The sequence below is a fragment of the Ferruginibacter sp. genome, from assembly GCF_049840995.1.
Classification (GTDB): Bacteria; Bacteroidota; Bacteroidia; order Chitinophagales; family Chitinophagaceae; genus Ferruginibacter.
Map to the genome: position 1 here is coordinate 118,280 of NZ_JASGIP010000006.1, position 18,137 is coordinate 136,416.

At 43.6% G+C, this 18,137-nt stretch carries 13 protein-coding genes; 3 read left to right on the top strand and 10 right to left on the bottom strand.

What is annotated here, in order from left to right:
* Window positions 1–5: 5 nt before the first annotated feature.
* From QM738_RS15820 to QM738_RS15835, 4 genes are all read right to left on the bottom strand, one after another.
* Window positions 6–815: a PASTA domain-containing protein gene (locus tag QM738_RS15820; protein ID WP_462277699.1), complete on the bottom strand. Its 810-nt coding sequence runs from the start codon at window positions 813–815 to the stop codon at window positions 6–8.
* A gap of 127 nt (window positions 816–942) precedes the next feature.
* Window positions 943–1,908 (bottom strand): D-alanine--D-alanine ligase, encoded by a 966-nt coding sequence (locus tag QM738_RS15825; protein ID WP_462278196.1) that lies wholly within the window; start codon window positions 1,906–1,908, stop codon window positions 943–945.
* A gap of 137 nt (window positions 1,909–2,045) precedes the next feature.
* Complete coding sequence (locus QM738_RS15830; RefSeq protein WP_462277700.1) at window positions 2,046–2,522, bottom strand: YybH family protein; 477 nt, start codon at window positions 2,520–2,522, stop codon at window positions 2,046–2,048.
* A gap of 197 nt (window positions 2,523–2,719) precedes the next feature.
* Complete coding sequence (locus tag QM738_RS15835; RefSeq protein ID WP_462277701.1) at window positions 2,720–3,070, bottom strand: 4Fe-4S dicluster domain-containing protein; 351 nt, start codon at window positions 3,068–3,070, stop codon at window positions 2,720–2,722.
* A gap of 65 nt (window positions 3,071–3,135) precedes the next feature.
* Between QM738_RS15835 and QM738_RS15840 the strand changes: the two genes are divergently transcribed.
* The gene (locus QM738_RS15840; protein WP_462277702.1) at window positions 3,136–4,131 is read left to right on the top strand and encodes an acyl-CoA reductase; all 996 of its coding nucleotides are present in this window, start codon (window positions 3,136–3,138) and stop codon (window positions 4,129–4,131) included.
* Between the two features lie 177 nt (window positions 4,132–4,308).
* On the top strand, window positions 4,309–5,847 hold the full coding sequence (locus tag QM738_RS15845) for a trypsin-like peptidase domain-containing protein (RefSeq protein WP_462277703.1): 1,539 nt from the start codon (window positions 4,309–4,311) through the stop codon (window positions 5,845–5,847).
* A gap of 75 nt (window positions 5,848–5,922) precedes the next feature.
* Here the strand turns inward: QM738_RS15845 and QM738_RS15850 are convergent, their stop codons facing one another.
* Window positions 5,923–7,326: an alpha-amylase family glycosyl hydrolase gene (locus QM738_RS15850; protein ID WP_462277704.1), complete on the bottom strand. Its 1,404-nt coding sequence runs from the start codon at window positions 7,324–7,326 to the stop codon at window positions 5,923–5,925.
* Window positions 7,327–7,428: 102 nt separating this feature from the next.
* On the opposite strand from QM738_RS15850, the gene QM738_RS15855 reads away from it, so the two are divergent.
* On the top strand, window positions 7,429–8,652 hold the full coding sequence (locus tag QM738_RS15855; RefSeq protein WP_462277705.1) for a 4-hydroxy-3-methylbut-2-enyl diphosphate reductase: 1,224 nt from the start codon (window positions 7,429–7,431) through the stop codon (window positions 8,650–8,652).
* Window positions 8,653–8,708: 56 nt separating this feature from the next.
* Here the strand turns inward: QM738_RS15855 and QM738_RS15860 are convergent, their stop codons facing one another.
* From QM738_RS15860 to QM738_RS15880, 5 genes are all read right to left on the bottom strand, one after another.
* Window positions 8,709–13,133, bottom strand: a complete 4,425-nt coding sequence (locus tag QM738_RS15860) for a beta strand repeat-containing protein (protein WP_462277706.1) — start codon at window positions 13,131–13,133, stop codon at window positions 8,709–8,711.
* Between the two features lie 114 nt (window positions 13,134–13,247).
* Window positions 13,248–13,877 carry a Crp/Fnr family transcriptional regulator gene (locus tag QM738_RS15865; protein ID WP_462277707.1) on the bottom strand — a complete coding sequence of 210 codons (630 nt, stop codon included), beginning with the start codon at window positions 13,875–13,877 and terminating at the stop codon, window positions 13,248–13,250.
* Window positions 13,878–14,227: 350 nt separating this feature from the next.
* The gene (gene cmk, locus QM738_RS15870; RefSeq protein ID WP_462277708.1) at window positions 14,228–14,923 is read right to left on the bottom strand and encodes a (d)CMP kinase; all 696 of its coding nucleotides are present in this window, start codon (window positions 14,921–14,923) and stop codon (window positions 14,228–14,230) included.
* Window positions 14,924–14,976: 53 nt separating this feature from the next.
* Window positions 14,977–15,366, bottom strand: coding sequence for a c-type cytochrome (locus QM738_RS15875; protein ID WP_462277709.1), 390 nt, complete (start codon window positions 15,364–15,366; stop codon window positions 14,977–14,979).
* An 87-nt stretch (window positions 15,367–15,453) separates the two neighbouring features.
* Window positions 15,454–18,000, bottom strand: a complete 2,547-nt coding sequence (locus QM738_RS15880; RefSeq protein WP_462277710.1) for an ATP-dependent Clp protease ATP-binding subunit — start codon at window positions 17,998–18,000, stop codon at window positions 15,454–15,456.
* Window positions 18,001–18,137: the final 137 nt, after the last annotated feature.

An 18,137-nucleotide genomic window follows, 5' to 3' on the forward strand; every position in this document is an offset into this window, starting at 1 on the left:
TATTTTTATTTTTCGTTTTTAATTTCTACCGAATCTTTCACTATTTTCATGGCACTGGATAGCCACACATCCATTATCTGACCAGGCTTCATAAAGCGTATCTTTTTCTCCTCGTCAAATCTTTCGGGGCGCTGCTGCCAGATAAAAGCATTAGCAGTATCTCTTACATCGTTGTCGAGTAATGAAGCGCCTAATATGATCCCATTCTCTTCCATATAAGCTTTAGCTTGCACAAAAGTCATCCCCAACAGATCAGGAACAGGTATTTCTTTATCACCGGGCCCGTTGCTGATCACCAGGTCTACCCGGCTACCCCATTGTATCTTTGTTTTTTCGGGTATACGTCCACCGTTATATCGTTGTTCTAATACCGTACCGTATGCAAAATCATTTTTAAATGTGGTATCACCCAATTGTAAATGACTGCGGCGCAGCATATCCAGCGCAGCATTTATGGTCTGGCCCTCCAGTTTTGGCATATCCACCATCGGTGGTGTTACCCTGTTCACCGTAATAAATACGGTACGATTGATCTTTACAGTAGAGTTCGGATCGGGTAATTGTTTTAACACAATGCCTCTTGCAGCTGTATCGGTATATACCGAATCCTGTATCTGCACTTCAAAGCCCTGCTTTTCCAGCAGCTTGATGGCATCTTCTGTTTTTTTACCTACCACTGCAGGCACAGTAAGGTATTCGCCATGCCGGGTGATCCATCCCAGCATCTTTAAAAACAGGAACAGCAGCAGAAATGTAAGGATCGCTGCTGCCAGGATGTTCACCCACAAGGGCCGTTTGGTTAAAAAGTTAAACACAAATAATAATTTTAGATTTTAGATTTGTTCACTGAAATTTTATTTCGGTTTAGTGTATCGAAATTTCATTTCGATTGTTTACCGAAATTGTATTTCGGTTTTTTGATCGAAAAGAAATTTCGATGCACTAAAAACACTCTTCGATCAACAAAGAATAAAATTCCTGCAGCGACATGCCCATTGCTGCCACCTGCTGCGGCACCAGGCTGGCTGCACTTTGCCCCGGCACCGTATTTATTTCCAGCATATAAGGCTCGCCTTCTTTTTCGTTGTAAATAAAATCTATCCGCACAATGCCTTTGCAATTGAATACACTGTAGATCCTTTGCGCCACCGTACGTATTTTTTCTGCTATCGCCTCGTCCACATTTGCAGGAGTGATCTCATCACTGGCACCTTCATATTTTGCTTCGTAGTCAAAAAAATCTTTTTTGGAAATGATCTCGGTTATCGGCAGCGGTATGATCTTGCCTTTGGATTTGAATACACCAATGGTAAACTCTCTGCCGCTGATGAATTCTTCCACCAGCACCTGGTCATCTTCTTTAAATGCTTTATCAATGGCCGCCCCTATTTCATCCGAAGGTTTATTGACCTTGGACATGCCGATACTGGAACCGCCATTGTTGGGCTTTACAAATACCGGGAAGCGCAGTTTTTTGATCACTTCATCGGGGCTGGTAAAATTATTTTTTATCAGCAGTACCGAATTCGCCACTTTAATACCCGAAAATGCGGCTACTGAAACAGTATACCGTTTATTAAAAGTGAGTGCTGATGATGCTGCATCACAACCGGTATAAGGTATCTTTAAACAATCAAAATAGCCTTGGAGTTTACCATCCTCGCCGGGTGTACCGTGCAGGCCGATCAATACTGCGTCGAATTGTATTTTTTTTCCTTCCAGTGTAATGGAGAAATCATTTTTATCTACCGGCACTTTTTGATCGTTGCCCATATAGAACCAACCTTCCGGGTTAATGTCTATCTTATAGCATTCCCATTTAGTTGCATCAATATTCTTTTCGATGGTAATGGCACTTTTGTAGGATATTACGGCTTCGCCAGAGTAGCCGCCGGTAATGAGTGCGATTCTTTTTTATCATTCTGTTTGTAAGGGGTTGATACAGGAAACAAATATAGTTTACTATTGATGATTTGCTGTATTCGGCAGTAATATTATGGATTATTTATAAAAATTCGGAAGGATTTGATATGCAACCATGTTGCTTACTGCTTTTCCGGCTCGCCTACCCCCTCGTTGCCACTGTCCAGCACAAATTTCCAGCTGCCGTCGGATTGTTTTTTCCACACGCTTACATAAGTGCCATAAAGGGACGTATCCTTGCCGGAGGGGGTTAATTTGTAAAGGCCATAGGTATAGCCCAGCTCGCCCGATTGCGCCACAGCGCCGTCTTTTGGCTCCCATTGCAGGGTATAGGCGGTATCATTGATCTGTATCAAAAAATCGATGGCATCTGCGCCTACTATCGGAAACTGGTCGGGCCGCAGTAGCACACCGTTACTGTCAATATATTCCAAAAAAGCATTCTTCATGCCCTTTGCCACACTGAGTTTGGAAAATGCACGGTCGGTATCCATCATCTTCTGCCTTTCTTCGGGCCCGGCCACTTCTTTTTTCTTTTCAAAAAGATTACAGGAGAGCATCACACAGGCCACTACCACTGGAAGTAAAAATTTCATCATGCCGTAAAGATAGTTAAGATACAAAAAGGCGAAAGTATTTTAAAATACCCTCGCCATTGTAGCAGGAAATATCACCTGCCTGTAAAAAGGCAATCAAGCCTTATAAAAAATTTTATTGTGAGTAGTCAGTGGTCAATTGTGAGTAAGGTTTTACAAAAATCAGGCCCTTCTCACGACTGATGATTCACGTCTCACGATCACGCCAAATGCATTTTATCTTTCTTAGCCAGCAGCTCTTCCACCGTTTCTTTATACATATCGTCCGGCACGCAGCAATCTACCGGGCAAACAGCCGCACATTGCGGTTCTTCATGAAAGCCCTGGCATTCGGTACACTTATTAGGTGTAATGTAATACGTGTCGGAACTGATAGGTGCATTGCGCTGGTCAGCATCCACCTGTGTTCCATCCAGCAAAGTATACGTTCCTTTTACAGTGGTGCCATCGGCAATTGCCCATTCCACTCCTCCTTCATAAATTGCATTGTTAGGACATTCTGGTTCGCAGGCACCGCAGTTAATACATTCGTCTGTTATCTTTATAGCCATCTATCGTAATTTTGATCTTTATAAAACCACCCGTAGGGTTACAGGTGCAATTTAATAATAACAATATGAATTTACAAAATAGAATTGAATTATTACAGAAATTAAAAAATTATCTGGAAGAAAATAATCCTGAATGGCAGGAGATAAAAGCAAGGGCTGCTGCATTGAATGGTTGGTTCACACCGGAGTTTATTGATATTGCCGTAAAGAACATCTGCAACGAATTTTTACCTGAGGATAAATTAACCGCATGGGCGCATCATTACCGGCTGGATGATAATATCAATGGAAAAAATATCGGGCTTGTAATGGCAGGCAATATTCCTTTGGTGGGCTTTCACGATTTTTTATGTGTGTTCATCAGCGGGCATTATCAAACCATCAAATTATCCAGCAAGGATGATATTCTGATGAAGCACCTGATACAAAAATTATACAGCTGGGAGATCACTGTTCAGAATTATATTTCACTGGCCGAGATACTGAAAGGTTGTGATGCTTATATCGCCACCGGCAGCAATAACAGTGCAAGATATTTTGAACAATATTTTTCAAAGTACCCGAGCATCATCCGCCGCAACCGTACTTCGGTGGCTGTTTTAACCGGTAAGGAAACTACAGAAGAACTGGATCGCTTATCGGATGATGTGCATTTATATTTTGGCCTCGGTTGCAGGAATATTACCAAGATATGGGTTCCGGAAGGATATGATTTTGTGCCTTTGTTAAAGACTTTTGATAAGTACGCTTATTTTGCCGATCACAATAAATACAAGAATAATTACGACTATCAATTGTCCATTGCTTTGATGAATAATATTTTTTACATGACCAATGGCAGCACTCTATTGATAGAGAGCGAAGAGATATTTTCTGCCATCAGCCAGCTGCATTACAGCTTTTACAGCGATGCAAAACAGGCTGCCGCCCAGCTGGAAGGCAATGATGATATCCAGTGCATCGTGGGGCAGCAATATATGCCTTTCGGGCAGGCCCAAACCCCCGGTTTGCAGGATTATGCGGACGGTGTGGATACCATGCAGTTTTTATTAACTTTATAGTTCATTTTAAACAGTTAAATAACATCTACGAAAGTCTTCCTAATTAACTGTTAAAGATGCCCAATGGTAAATCGAATACTGGCAGTTCTTTGTTATTTTGTAGTACCAGGCAGGGAGTTGAGCAGCAAAGCCTGGTAAGGAACAAATTTTCAGAACAATTAAATAAAACCTAAGAAAATGAAATTCAAACAAGTCTTATTCACAGTTGCAATCAGTGCTGTTACAGCCCTTGGAGTAATATGGGGCTATGGAAAATTCATGAAAACGAATAATGCTTATGCAGGACAGGAAGCCGGGGTAGTACCTTCGAACTATAAATACGCCGGCCTGCTTGACGGGGCCACGCCTCCAACGGGTGCCGTGGATTTTACACAACCAGCTGCTGCAGCTTTACCGGCTGTGGTGCATATCAAAACAAAAACAAACGCCAAGCAGGTCACCAACAACCTGCCCCGTTCCAAATCAAACAGTCCGTTTGGCGACCTGTTTGATGATGACATCTTCAACCAGTTCTTTGGCAATGGCCGCGGCGGTGTGATACCGGAGCAACGTGCCAGCGGTTCGGGTGTGATCGTTAGCGAAGATGGTTATATCATTACCAATAACCATGTGGTAGATAAAGCGGATGAACTGACCGTAACATTAAGCAACAAAAAAACTTATACCGCTAAAGTGGTGGGCACCGATCCTTCTTATGATCTTGCCGTGATCAAGATCGACGCTACCGGTTTGCCCTTCCTTTTATATGGTAATTCAGACGACCTGAAGATCGGTCAATGGGTATTGGCGATCGGTTATCCATTGAACCTGGAAACCACGGTTACTGCAGGTATCGTAAGCGCCAAAGCAAGAAGCCTGGGCCTGAACAAAGACAGGAATGGTGATGCCAAATCGGGTGTGGAATCTTTTATCCAGACCGATGCGGCAGTTAACCAGGGCAATAGTGGTGGCGCCCTTGTAAATACCGATGGAAAATTAGTGGGCATCAACTCCGCCATTGCTTCTCCTACCGGTTATTACTCTGGTTACTCCTATGCTATACCGGTTAATATTGCTAAGAAAGTAGTGGACGACCTGATCAAATTCGGTACAGTGCAGAGAGGTTACCTGGGTGTACAGTTTGTACCTGCCAGCGACCTGAGCGAAGATGAAAAGAAAAGAGCGGGCATTCCTGTAACTGCCGAAGGTATTTATGCGCAGGAAGTACCAACTGACGGTGCAGCTTATGCTGCGGGTATCCGTAAGGGTGATATCATCCGTAAGATCGACGGCATTGAAGTTGCAAGCGGTGCAGAAATGCAGGGCCAGATCAGCCGCTACAAACCCGGCGATAAGATCCCCGTTACTTTTGCCCGTGCAGGTAAAGAAAATACCGTTACTGTAACACTTAAGAACAAGGCCGGCAATTTTGATATTGTAAAAGCAGATGCGGCCATTGACAACCTGGGTGCTGAATTGGCATCACTGGATAGCAAAAAAGCAAAAGATTATGGTATAAGCGGCGGTGTGGTGGTTAAAAAAATAAATGATGGCGCTATCAACGACCAAACCCGTATGAAGGATGGTTTTGTTATATTGAAAGTGAACGGTAAAGCTGTAAAAAGTGTGGATGAACTGAAGACAGAGATCGGCAGCAATAAGAATATCACCATCAGCGGTTTTTATCCCGGCTACGATGGAGAATACGAATACCCGATAACGTTAGGTGACGAGTAATTAGTGCAGAGTTTAAAGTGCAAAGTTTATAGTACAGAGTACGAAGAAGCCCCGTAAATTACGGGGCTTCTTTTATTATAAGGCTTTAACCTTTCCATTTGCTTTAGAGAGAACCATATATTCCCATGCTTTCATTTCAAAATGAGTTTGCCCATCAAAATCCCACCACCTGTCACTGAAAACATCAACATACGGCCCTTTAAAATTATCATCCTTTACATCAAAGTTTATATCCTTATTACTAAAGTTTATGATTGTAATAATACCATCATCATCATTTTTCCGTAAAAAAGCCAGTACACTTTCGTTGGCGGTTGTTGAGAGCAGGTAAGTTGTAACATGAGGGTCGGCTGCTCTCAATGCCGGGTTGTGTTTTTTAAGTAAGAGGAGTTTTTTATAGAAATCATGCAACTCGTATTTGCCATTCCATTCAATAGTATCCTTATCAAAAAATTTCAGGCGTTTCAGGTTGGGCAGTTCCTGTCCGCTGTAGATCATGGGCATACCGTTCCAGGTAAAACTGAATACAGCGAGGGCTTTGGCCATATCGCCATATTTTTCATACTCACTGCCGTTCCAGCTGTTCTCATCGTGGTTGGTGGTGAACCACAGTGGTATATTATCGCCGGAGCAGATAGCATTGTAATCTTTCAATACAGAGTCGAGCACATTCTTATCCTGGTGTTTTTTATAAAAGTCTTCTGTTTTGTGCATCCAGGTCCAGGTGTAGCAGGCATCAAAAGCCTGGTAATAATCGGGGTGTTCCAGCGGATCACTTTCTGCCAACCAGAAAAGTGTTTTTGTTTTTTCCAGTTCGGTCCTCGCTTCCAGCCAGAAATCCAGTTCCACCCAAAAAGCAAGGTCACAACGGAAACCGTCGATATCGCATTCTGTTACCCAGTAGCGCATGGCCTCTATCATGGCTTTGCGCAAAGCAGGATTTTTATAATCCAGCTCAATGATATCATCCATGCCACTGGCAATTTTAAAATCGTTGGTGGCGCTGTCTTTTTCGTAATAATCAGGATGCGTTTTTGTCCATACATGATCCCAGCCGGTATGGTTGGCCACCCAGTCGATGATGACCTTGAAACCCATATCATGCGCCTGTTTTACCAGGTGTTTAAAATCATCCAGGTTGCCGAATTCGGGATTGATAGAAGTATAATCGCTGCAGGCATAATAGCTGCCCATGCTGCCTTTTTTATTTTTTTGCGCAATGGGTGTTATGGGCATGAACCAGAGGGTTTCCACGCCCATTTCTTTTAAACGGGGTAACTGTTGTGCAAAGGCATTAAAAGTTCCTTCGGTAGTGTATTGACGCAGGTTTACTTCGTAAATATTGGTCCTGTTGATCCAGCCGGCTTTTTTATAGTTATTGTGTATCATTTTTTTGTTTAACTGATCGGCAGGTTTATTTCCGGCATTATTACAGGCCGCCATTGCCGCTGCCAGCAGTAATGGAAGTATTCTTTTCATTTACAGGCAATTTTATCCACTCAAATGTAAGAAGGCTTTGCGTAAAAACAGTAAACAGCCGGTTATAAAGGTTCGATAAGCTTATTGTACCTTTGCAGTACAATGAAGCAATTTAATGTTCCTATCATCTATCGCAGTCCTTTGATCAGCGCTATAAAGAACAGGCGCAAGCTGCAGGATAAGATGAAAAAAGATTTCAGCCCTGCCCTGCTGGATTTTGGTCCTGTACAGATTTACCTTGCTAGGCATTTTGGTTTTTGTTATGGCGTAGAGAATGCTATTGACATTGCTTTCCGCACAGTAGAAGAGAACCCGGGCAAGCGCATTTTTTTATTGAGTGAAATGATCCACAACCCGCAGGTGAATGCCGACCTGCTGCAACGAGGCGTGCAGTTTTTACAGGATACGTATGGCAAACAAATTGTTCCCTATGAATCATTGACGAAAGATGACGTAGTGATCATTCCTGCATTTGGTACTACGCTGGCCATTGAAGAAAAATTAAATGCCATTGGTATCCCTACAGAAAAATACAATACCACCTGCCCCTTTGTTGAAAAGGTATGGAACCGCAGCGAACAGATCGCTAAGAAAAATTATACAGTAGTGGTACATGGCAAACCCACGCACGAAGAAACGAGGGCCACTTTTTCGCATGCAGCGCACCATACACCTACCGTAGTGGTGAATGATATGAAGGAAGCCATTGCATTGAGTAAATATATTACCGGCGAAAAAGACAGCGATAGTTTTTATACTGAATTCAAAGGTAGATTTTCGGAAGGGTTTGATGCCGGTAAAGACCTGCAGCGCATCGGCGTGGTTAATCAAACCACTATGCTGGCTAGCGATACACAGGCCATTGCCGATTTTTTAAAACAGGTGATGACAGATAAATACCAGCTTACAGCTGCCAATGTGGAAGAACGTTTTTCTGATACCAGGGATACTTTATGTTATGCCACCAACGATAACCAGAGCGCTGTATATGGCCTGCTGGAAACGGAAGCCGATCTTGCCATTGTGGTGGGTGGCTACAATAGCAGCAATACTTCGCACCTGGTGGAATTGTGCGAAGAAAAACTGCCTACCTATTTCATCAACAGCGAAGAGAAGATCATTTCTTCTTCATTGATACAGCATTTTAATTTTCATACCAAAGAAGAACTGACCACGGTTGATTTTTTACCCGCAAAAGAACCGGTAAAAATATTGATCACCAGTGGCGCCAGCTGCCCCGATGCACTGGTGGAAGGCGTGATAGAAAAACTGCTGTCTTTTTTTAATACCACTACCAGCATCGAAGCTTTGACCGCATCATTTTAAAACAAAAGCCTGTAAGCAATGCTTACAGGCTTTTATATTGTACTGCACTATTTCTTTTACTCTTTAGTTACTTTTTGTACATAATGTATGTTACCTGCTTTGTCAGTTAAACGCAGCATGTAAATACCACTCGCCATTTGGGAAAGATTATCCAGGTTCAACTGGTTATTACCTTTTACAATGCTGTAATTTTTCTGTACCACCAATGTACCGGTCGCATCGATCACCTGTGCATTCAGTGTGGTAGCGGCTTCGCTGTACAGCGATATGGTGATGCTTTCTTTTACAGGGTTAGGCCATGTTCTTATGCCTGCGGTAGCAGATAATCTTACCAGCACTGTTTCAGAATAATAGAACTTACCGTTCACATCCACCACTTTTATCCTGTAATAGATCACCGGTGTGCCTGCCAGCGCACTCACATCATTCAGCAGGCTGTAATTCCTGGTACCGTTGTAAGTACCGGCTGCCGCCACATCGCCTACTGATACAAATGTATTATTATCAATACTGCGTTCTACAAAGAACCTGCTGGTATTGAGTTCGTTTTCTGTTCTCCAGCTTACGGTTACCATGTAGTTCTGCAATACTGCAGCTACATTCAGTTGCTGTACAGGCAGCACAGCTGGTGTACCCACCGGTATCGTGTATGCTGCAACGTTACTAAGGTTACCATTATTGTCATAAGCTGCATAATTGAAGGTTACATTACCATTAAAGCCTGCAGTAGGGTCAAGCCTCATTGCAGCTGCCTGTGCGGTGGTCAATGCAATACCGCCAGGGTTAGCCGCCAATACTGCAGCAGTAAGGTCTGCAAAACCGCCTGTACAGGTGGCGCCTGTTGGTGTTGCAGGACAGGTAATGCTCAACACCCCTTGTGATGTAGGTGGTATGCTGGTGATAACATAACTACCGATAGTGCCATCGGGGTCGCTGCCTGCCAAGCCTGAGATGGCAGTAGGCCCGTTGGTGTTGAACATTTTTGCAGATACCACGTCAGTGGATACTGGAGGCATTCCTGTAACAGGGATGGTATAGGTGGTGGTGTTACTCAACATACCACTGTTATCTGTTGCATGATAATTGAATACCACGTTGCCTGCATAGCCGGCAGCAGGATCAAAACGCATACCTGCGATCTGCGTAGCAGTTAATGGTATACCTCCTGTGCTGGTATAATTCGCCAGTACTGCTGCGGTCAGGTCCTGGAACCCGCCGGTACAGGTTGCACTGGTCAATGTTGGCGGACATGGTACGCTTAATACACCTTGTGCTGTTGCCGGTAATGTTTCTAAGAAATAAGAAGCAATGGTGCCGTCTGCATCTGTTGCCACCAGTGATGGAATTGCAGTAGCGGCATTGGTTTGCGACATAGATGGCGTTACAATGGCCGTAGCAACTGGCGGTGTACCCGTTACCGGTATGGTGTAGATAGCGCCGGCGCTTACAGAACCGCTGTTATCTGTTGTTACATATCCAAAATCAACGATGCCGGTATAATTGGCTGCCGGGTCAAAACGCATACCTGCGGCCTGTGCAGTGGTCAGTACGATGCCGCCCGCATTAGCAGCTAATACAGCTGGTGTAAGATCAGCAAAACCACCGGTACAAGCAGCGCCTGTTGGTGTGGCAGGACAAGGTATGCTCAGCACACCCTGTGCTGCTGAAGGAACAGATACCAGTGTATAACTTGCAATGGTACCATCTGCATCAGAGCCTACCAGGCCGGTGATAGCTGTAGCCGCATTGGTTGCGGGCATTGCTGCTGCTGTAACATTCTTTGCTATCGGCGGTATATTGCCTGTACCTGAAACCGGTAAGGTATAAGTAGCTACGTTACTGGATAAACCGCTATTATCTACCGCCGCATATTTAAATGCTGCAAGACCGGTAAATCCTGCTGTAGGATCGAAACGTAATGCTGCAGCCTGTGCTGCTGTTAATGAAATACCGGTGGGATTGGCCGCCAGTACAGATGAAGTTAAATTGGCAAAACCGCCCGTACAGGTGGCACCTGTTGGTGTTGCAGGACAGGTGATGCTCAATATACCTTGTGTAGAGTCAGGGATGCTTAATATGTTATAGCTGGCGATCGTACCATCTGCATCTGTTGCACTTAAACCACTTATTGCTGTAGCAGCATTACTGTTAGGCATAACCGCATTTATGATATCCAACGCAACCGGGGGCTGTGCTGCCACTGTAATATTGTAGGCAACGGCCGCACTTATGTTACCATTATTATCCGTACTGGTATAAGTGAATGGAGCGGTACCTGAAAAACCTGCTGTAGGTGCAAAACGGATGCCTGCTGCCTGTGTTGGCGTTAGTACAATACCACCCGGGTTAGAAGATAATACTGCAGGCGTAAGATCCACAAAACCACCGGTACAGGTGCCGCCTGTTGGTGTGGCCGGGCAAGGCATGCTCAATACGCCCTGTGCTGCTGTTGGCACTGTTGCAATAGTATAACTTGCAATGGTACCGTCTGCATCACTTCCTGACAATGCGGGTATGGCTGTTGCACCTGCATTAAAGTTAACAGCTGTTGTGATACTGGTGGATACCGGCGCTGCATTGATAACAGGGATATTATATGTTGCAGTGTTACTTACCAGTGCTGAGTTATCGGTAGCGGTATAAGTAAAGCTGGCGGTTCCTGTAAATGTTGCGGCAGGATCAAATACCAGCCTTGCTGCTTCTGCAGGAGTTAATACGGTATTGACAATGATGTCTGCAAAGCCACCACTGCAGGTAAGGCCTGATGGCGTTGAAGGACAGGTTATCCTTAACACACCTGATGCTGCTGATGGTATAGCTGTGATCCTGTAGCTTGCCACGGTACCATCCAGGTCAGTAGCCTGTAATCCAGGTATTGCAGTATTACCAAGACTATTATTAATAGTTTGTGAAGTAATATTATCTGCTAAAGGAGGCCTTGCTGTTGTTGCGCTTGCCACAACCGGTATAGTATAGTTAGCCGTATTGCTGGTATTACCGCTGTTGTCTACTGCATTATAATTAAATACAGCATTGCCTACAAAGCCGCCGGTAGGGTCAAAGCGCATACCAGCCATTTGTGCTGCATTTAAAGGAATACCGGATGGATAATTAGACAACACTGTTGCTGTAAGATCCTGGAAACCTCCTGTACAGGTAGAGCCTGTTAAAGTAGGATTAACGCCACCACATGGCACACTTAATACACCTGCAGCTGCAGAAGGTAAAGTAGTTACCTGGTAGCTGGAGATGGTTCCATCAATATCAGAAGAGTTCAATGCCTGGATAGCAGTGGCTGCATTGCTGTTGACCATACTGTTCTCCATAATATTATTAGATACCGGCGGCATAGATGTTACCGGTAATGTATATACTGCTGTATTGCTCACATTACCGTCGTTATCAGTTGCTGTAAAATTAAATGTGGCATTACCCGTAAAGTTAGCTGCAGGGTCAAAGCGCATAGCTGCTGCCTGTGCAGTGGTCAGTACGATACCGCCTGGATTGGCGGTGAGCACCGCTGCTGTAAGATCGGCAAAGCCACCGGTACAGGTAGCACCTGTTGGTGTGGCCGGGCAGGGAATGCTTAACACACCCTGTGCTGCTGTTGGCACAGTAGTTATTTTATAACTGGCAATGGTGCCATCTGCATCTGCTGATGTTAAACCGGGTATGGCAGTAGCTGCCTTACCCTGTGGCATAGACGCATTTATAAAATTATCCGCAACCGGTGGTAACCCCGGTACTTTTGTAAAGCTGATATCCCCTATTGCTACGGTCTGGCGGGCCGGATCGCCGGTGGCACCCGGACCTTCATCCCAAACCAGGGTAAGTTCTGTGATCGGGCTGCCGAATTGCACATATACGGTAGCGCCCTGGTTGGCGATGCTGTTGGTAGCTGCGTTACCCCCAGACAGTGCCTGGTTACCATAAGCAGTATTACCACTGATCAATACCGTATCGGGTGCAGTAACAGTGGCTTCGAATTTTGTAACGATAGGATTTGAAACAGCTACGGTACCTTTTTTACCTGTAAAAGTAAAACGGTCAATATAGCTCAATGGATTCGTTCTGTCCATATCACCTACATAAAAAGATACACTGCTTACAGGTTTTGTAAAAGTAATGACTGTTGTAACAGTTGAAGTCAGTGAACTCCAGTCTACTGATTCCACCAAAGGACTTCCGCCTGTGCTGCCTGGTAAGAACCATGCAGTACCGCCTACAGTACCTACTGCGGGTGTATTATTCTGGAACGCATCGTTGGTAGCTGTGGTAGCTGAACTTATGTTACCAGCAGGACTGGTATTGGTTATCACTACTGTAGCATCGATACCCGAACCACCGATATTGGTAACATTCTTTGAATAGGTTGGGCCGGTCCACGATGTTGAGCCCCAATGAAGATTGTACGTTTGTGCGTGAGACACCAATGCACAACATAATAAAAGCGAGCAAAGTAGTAGAGGTACTTTTTTCATCTGGATAAAGTTTAGATTTAGTTATACTTAAAAATTTGGTTTGTTTCAGAAAGCCAATTTTTAAAAACGGGTGCAAAGAAAAAATAAAATTGAAATTCAACAATGTGACTAATATCACAACACCGAAATAATTTTTATTGCGTTGTGATTCATTTTTATTTTTCCTGCTTCTTCCATTTTTTTTAATAGTCTCGATATCACCTCCCTCGATGTATTCAATCCATCTGCAATTTCCTGGTGGCTTATTTTTAAAACATCTGATTGTTTCACCTTCGATAATTTTTTTAAAAACAATTCCACCTTGCTGTCCATTTTACGAAAAGCAATCGCATCTATTTGTTCCAGGTAAAAAGAATAGTACATAACAGCAGTCTGTAGTATATATTTATACCATTGGTCATGCTTTTTGGCAAGCATGTCTTTGTTGGCGAAGGACATTAAAAGGATGTGAGTTGGTTCGAGGGAGATAAAATTAAGGACAAATCTTTTCTGCTCTTCTTTACTATCGTCGGATATTGACACAGCAAAACTATTGCCAGTTTTTATATACCCGATTAAAAAATTATTACCTTGTTCACTTTGCTGGTAAATTTTTATGCAGCCTTCGGTAATAATGTGCACACCGGGCAACAACTGCCCTTTTTTTACAACTGTTTGACCAGCATCGTAAAATTTCGGAACGCTTAGTTCTTCAATATCACTCAGCAACTCCTTAGAGAAGTGTGGAAATGCACGGTCAAGCATCAGCTTTGATTTGGTTTTTTACAGGTTTAGTTTATACTGCTAACTTATAACTACGATAAAAGTGAAAAGGTGGATTTAGTTTTTTGAAAATATTTTTTGTTTAAACAAAGCAAGCACTTCATACAAGCACGTTAAACAAAGCTGGTTTCAAACACTGTATTTTCACTTATACAACACAGTTAGAATAAGTGTGCAAATATGCACCCCTTTGTTTCGAAATAAAATAAGTAGAATGGATAATTATCAGGTAGCAGTAGCGCTTGTGTTCAGGTAGTACTGCAAAGTAGTACCACAACTACATGCCATAAAACAGCATTGCTTTGCGGGAAATTATTGTTTAGTACAGCTCTTTATTTGTTTACCAGGTCTAATGCAATTTTCAATTGCTCTTCCATGGTAAGATGGGTATTATCAATTTCTATAGCATCGTCTGCTTTACGCAGCGGGCTCACTTCGCGGTGCGAATCGATATAATCCCTCATTTCAAGATTGGTCTTTACTTCTTCCAGGGTAATGTTGGGGTTCTTCTCGTACATTTCTTTAAATCTTCTTTCCACCCTTACTGCTATATCTGCCGTCATAAATATTTTTAATTCAGCGGTTGGAAAAACAGTGGTGCCGATATCCCTTCCATCCATCACCACGCCTTTTTTTTCACCCATTTTTTGTTGCTGCGCCACTGCAAAAGATCGTACTTCTTTTATTGCAGCCACATCGCTTACTTTTTCTGCTATCACCAGGTCCCTGATCACGTACTCCACATTCTCTCCATTCAGTATAATTTCTGATTGCTGCGATTTGGGATTGTATTCAAAATCGATATGGATATTTTCGAGCGCCGTATTTACTTCAGCGGTATCTGTCCAGTCGATATGATTGCGCAGGAAATACAAAGTGATGGCCCGGTACATGGCACCGCTGTCGATATAAACATAACCCAGTTCTTTTGCCAGTTGTTTTGCCAGGGTGCTTTTACCGCACGATGACCAGCCATCTATTGTGATAATGATCTTCTTATTTTCCATTGCGGCACAAAAATGCTGCAAAAATCCCTAATTCAAAAAATAAGTTGCGAATAAAAATACGTAAGAGGAATATATTATTTTTCTTTCGGGATCGGCTCTCCGCGGTGGCAGGTATTACAATTTATTACATTCAAATATTCCGGGCGGGTGTTTTTATCAAAATAAAAATAGTTCTTGTTCACGTCTATCACCATTTTCATCATACCCCTGGCGTTCTCCTTCATGGGGTCTGAATCCGACACAAAATCCAGGCTGTCGCTGCCCTGCTTAACCGGCACATGGCAGAAATTGCATTTTACGCCCAATGCCACGGTATAGCTATCCATAATGCTGTCCAGTTTTGCATCGCTGATATCTTTTGGCAGCACTTTCAGGTTCCTTTCTTTATGGTAAGGCAGCCCCATACCCATGGCAACAAATGCGCCGATACCTGCGATCACTATCAATATCCTGTAATGCTTCATGTTTATACTATACTGTGTAATTAAAGATATAAAAAAAGGGCCATTTACTTTTCAGCAAATGGCCCCGGTATCGTAAAGCTGTGTTAATTATACTTCAGACTGCTTTTCCTTTTTAGTGCCCTGTTCTTTTAAACTGAATTTTATTTTTTCAGCTTCTTTGTCCAGTTCTGCAACCAACACATCACCGTTCTTGATATTCATGTTCAGTATCTCTTCCGCCAGCGGATCTTCCAGGAATTTCTGGATGGCCCTGTGCAGCGGCCTTGCACCAAATTGTGAATCGTATCCTTTATCGGCAATGAACTCTTTTGCTTCCGGTGTCAGTTCCATAGAGAAACCCAGGTTGGTGAGGCGTTTTAATACACCTTTCATTAAAATATCAATGATCTCGAAGATATTTTCTTTTGAAAGCGAATTGAACACCACCACATCATCGATCCTGTTCAGGAACTCAGGGCTGAAGGTACGTTTCAAGGCTTTTTCTATCACTGCTTTGTTGTTCTCGTCTGCACTGTCCATACGTGCTGCTGTTGCAAAGCCCACACCATCGCCAAAGTCTTTCAGCTGCCTTGCACCAATGTTGGATGTCATGATGATCAGCGTGTTCTTAAAGTCCACCTTACGGCCCATACCATCCGTTAACTGGCCATCGTCCAGCACCTGCAATAGTATATTGTAAATATCCGGGTGTGCTTTTTCTATTTCATCCAACAGTATCACACAATAAGGTTTACGCCTTACCCTTTCGGTCAGCTGTCCACCTTCTTCGTAACCCACATAGCCCGGAGGCGCACCAATCAAACGGCTTACGGTGAATTTTTCCATGTATTCACTCATGTCGATACGTATCAGCGCATCTTCACTGTCGAACATATGTTTGGCCAGCGAACGAGCCAGTTCTGTTTTACCCACACCGGTTGGCCCCAGGAAGATGAATGTTCCGATCGGTTTTTTAGGATCCTTCAATCCCACCCTGTTACGCTGGATGGCTTTCACCACTTTTACAATAGCATCCTGCTGGCCCACTACAGCACCTTTCAGGTCATCGGCCATGCGGCGCAATTTGTCTGTTTCGGCCTGTACCATGCGTTTAACCGGTATGCCCGTCATCATGTGTACCACTTCGGCAATATCTTCTTCCTCGATAGGATAACGTTTGTGCTTGCTTTCTTCTTCCCAGTCGGCTTTTGCTTTTTCCAGTTCTTCCTGCAGGCGTTTTTCTGTATCCCTCAGTGAAGCGGCTTCTTCAAAACGCTGGCTCTTCACCACTTTATTCTTTTCCAGCTTAATGTCCTCGATCTTTTTTTCCAGTTCGATTATTTCAGCAGGAACGTTGATGTTCTTGATATGTTTCCTGGCGCCTACTTCGTCCAATACGTCGATCGCTTTATCGGGCAATAAACGGTCGGTCATGTAGCGGTCACTCAGTTTTACGCAGGCTTCAATGGCTTCCTGGCTGTAAGTAACGTTGTGATAGTCCTCGTACTTGTTCTTGATATTGTTCAGTATCTGGATGGTTTCTTCCACTGATGGCTGTTCCACGATCACTTTCTGGAAACGACGGTCCAGGGCGCCATCTTTTTCAATGTGCATGCGGTATTCATCCAAAGTAGATGCACCAATGCATTGCAGTTCGCCCCTTGCCAAAGCAGGTTTAAAGATATTGCTGGCATCCAGCGAACCGCTGGCGCCACCGGCACCCACAATAGTATGTATCTCGTCGATGAATAGAATTACGTCCCTGTTCTTTTCCAGTTCGTTCATGATGGCCTTCATCCTTTCTTCAAACTGGCCACGGTACTTGGTACCGGCCACCAGCGCTGCAAGGTCCAGGCTCACCACTCTTTTATCGAACAATACCCTGGATACTTTGCGTTGCACAATGCGCAATGCCAGCCCTTCCACTATGGCGGTTTTACCCACACCGGGTTCGCCTATCAAAATGGGATTGTTCTTTTTACGACGGGACAATATTTGCGATACCCTTTCGATCTCGTTCTCACGACCTACGATCGGGTCCAGCGAACCATTCTCAGCCAGGCGGGTGATATCCCTTCCAAAATTATCCAGCACCGGCGTTTTTGTTTTGGGCTGGTTGGCCGCACCGCCACGCTGTGATTTTTGTTGCCCATACTGTTTCCTTTCTTCATCAAATTCCTCATCGCCCTCATCGCTGAATTCGGCCGATGGCGGGTTGCTGGTAACAAAGCCCAGCTCATTTTTAAATACATCATAGTCCACGTCAAACTGGTTCAGTATCTGCGTGGCGATGTTCTCTTTATTTTTAAGGATGGAAAGCATCAGGTGCTCACTCTCCACCAATGCACTTTTTTGCGCCTTAGCTTCTAAAACGGTAATGCGGATCACCTTCTCAGCCTGCTTGGTCAATGGCAGGGAATTGATATTGGCGATGTTTTTTCCTGTTTTATCTTTTACCGCCATTTCAATTTCCTTGCGTAATTCAAACAGGTCGATGTTAAGGGATTTCAAAGTCTTGATCGCAGTGTTCTCACCATCCCTTATCAATCCTAAAACCAAATGTTCTGTGCCAATAAAATCATTTCCCAACCTTAGTGCTTCCTCACGGCTGTAAGAGATAATTTCTTTTACTTGTGCCGAAAAATTGTTGTCCATTTGCTGATTGATTTAGCTTATACAATAATAACGATTATTTTGAAGATTAAGTTTAGCAGAAAGGCCAAATGTTAATATGTTAAAAAGTTAAAAATTTGTTTGCCCTCCTTTTTTTAACTGATAATTCTTTAACGTTA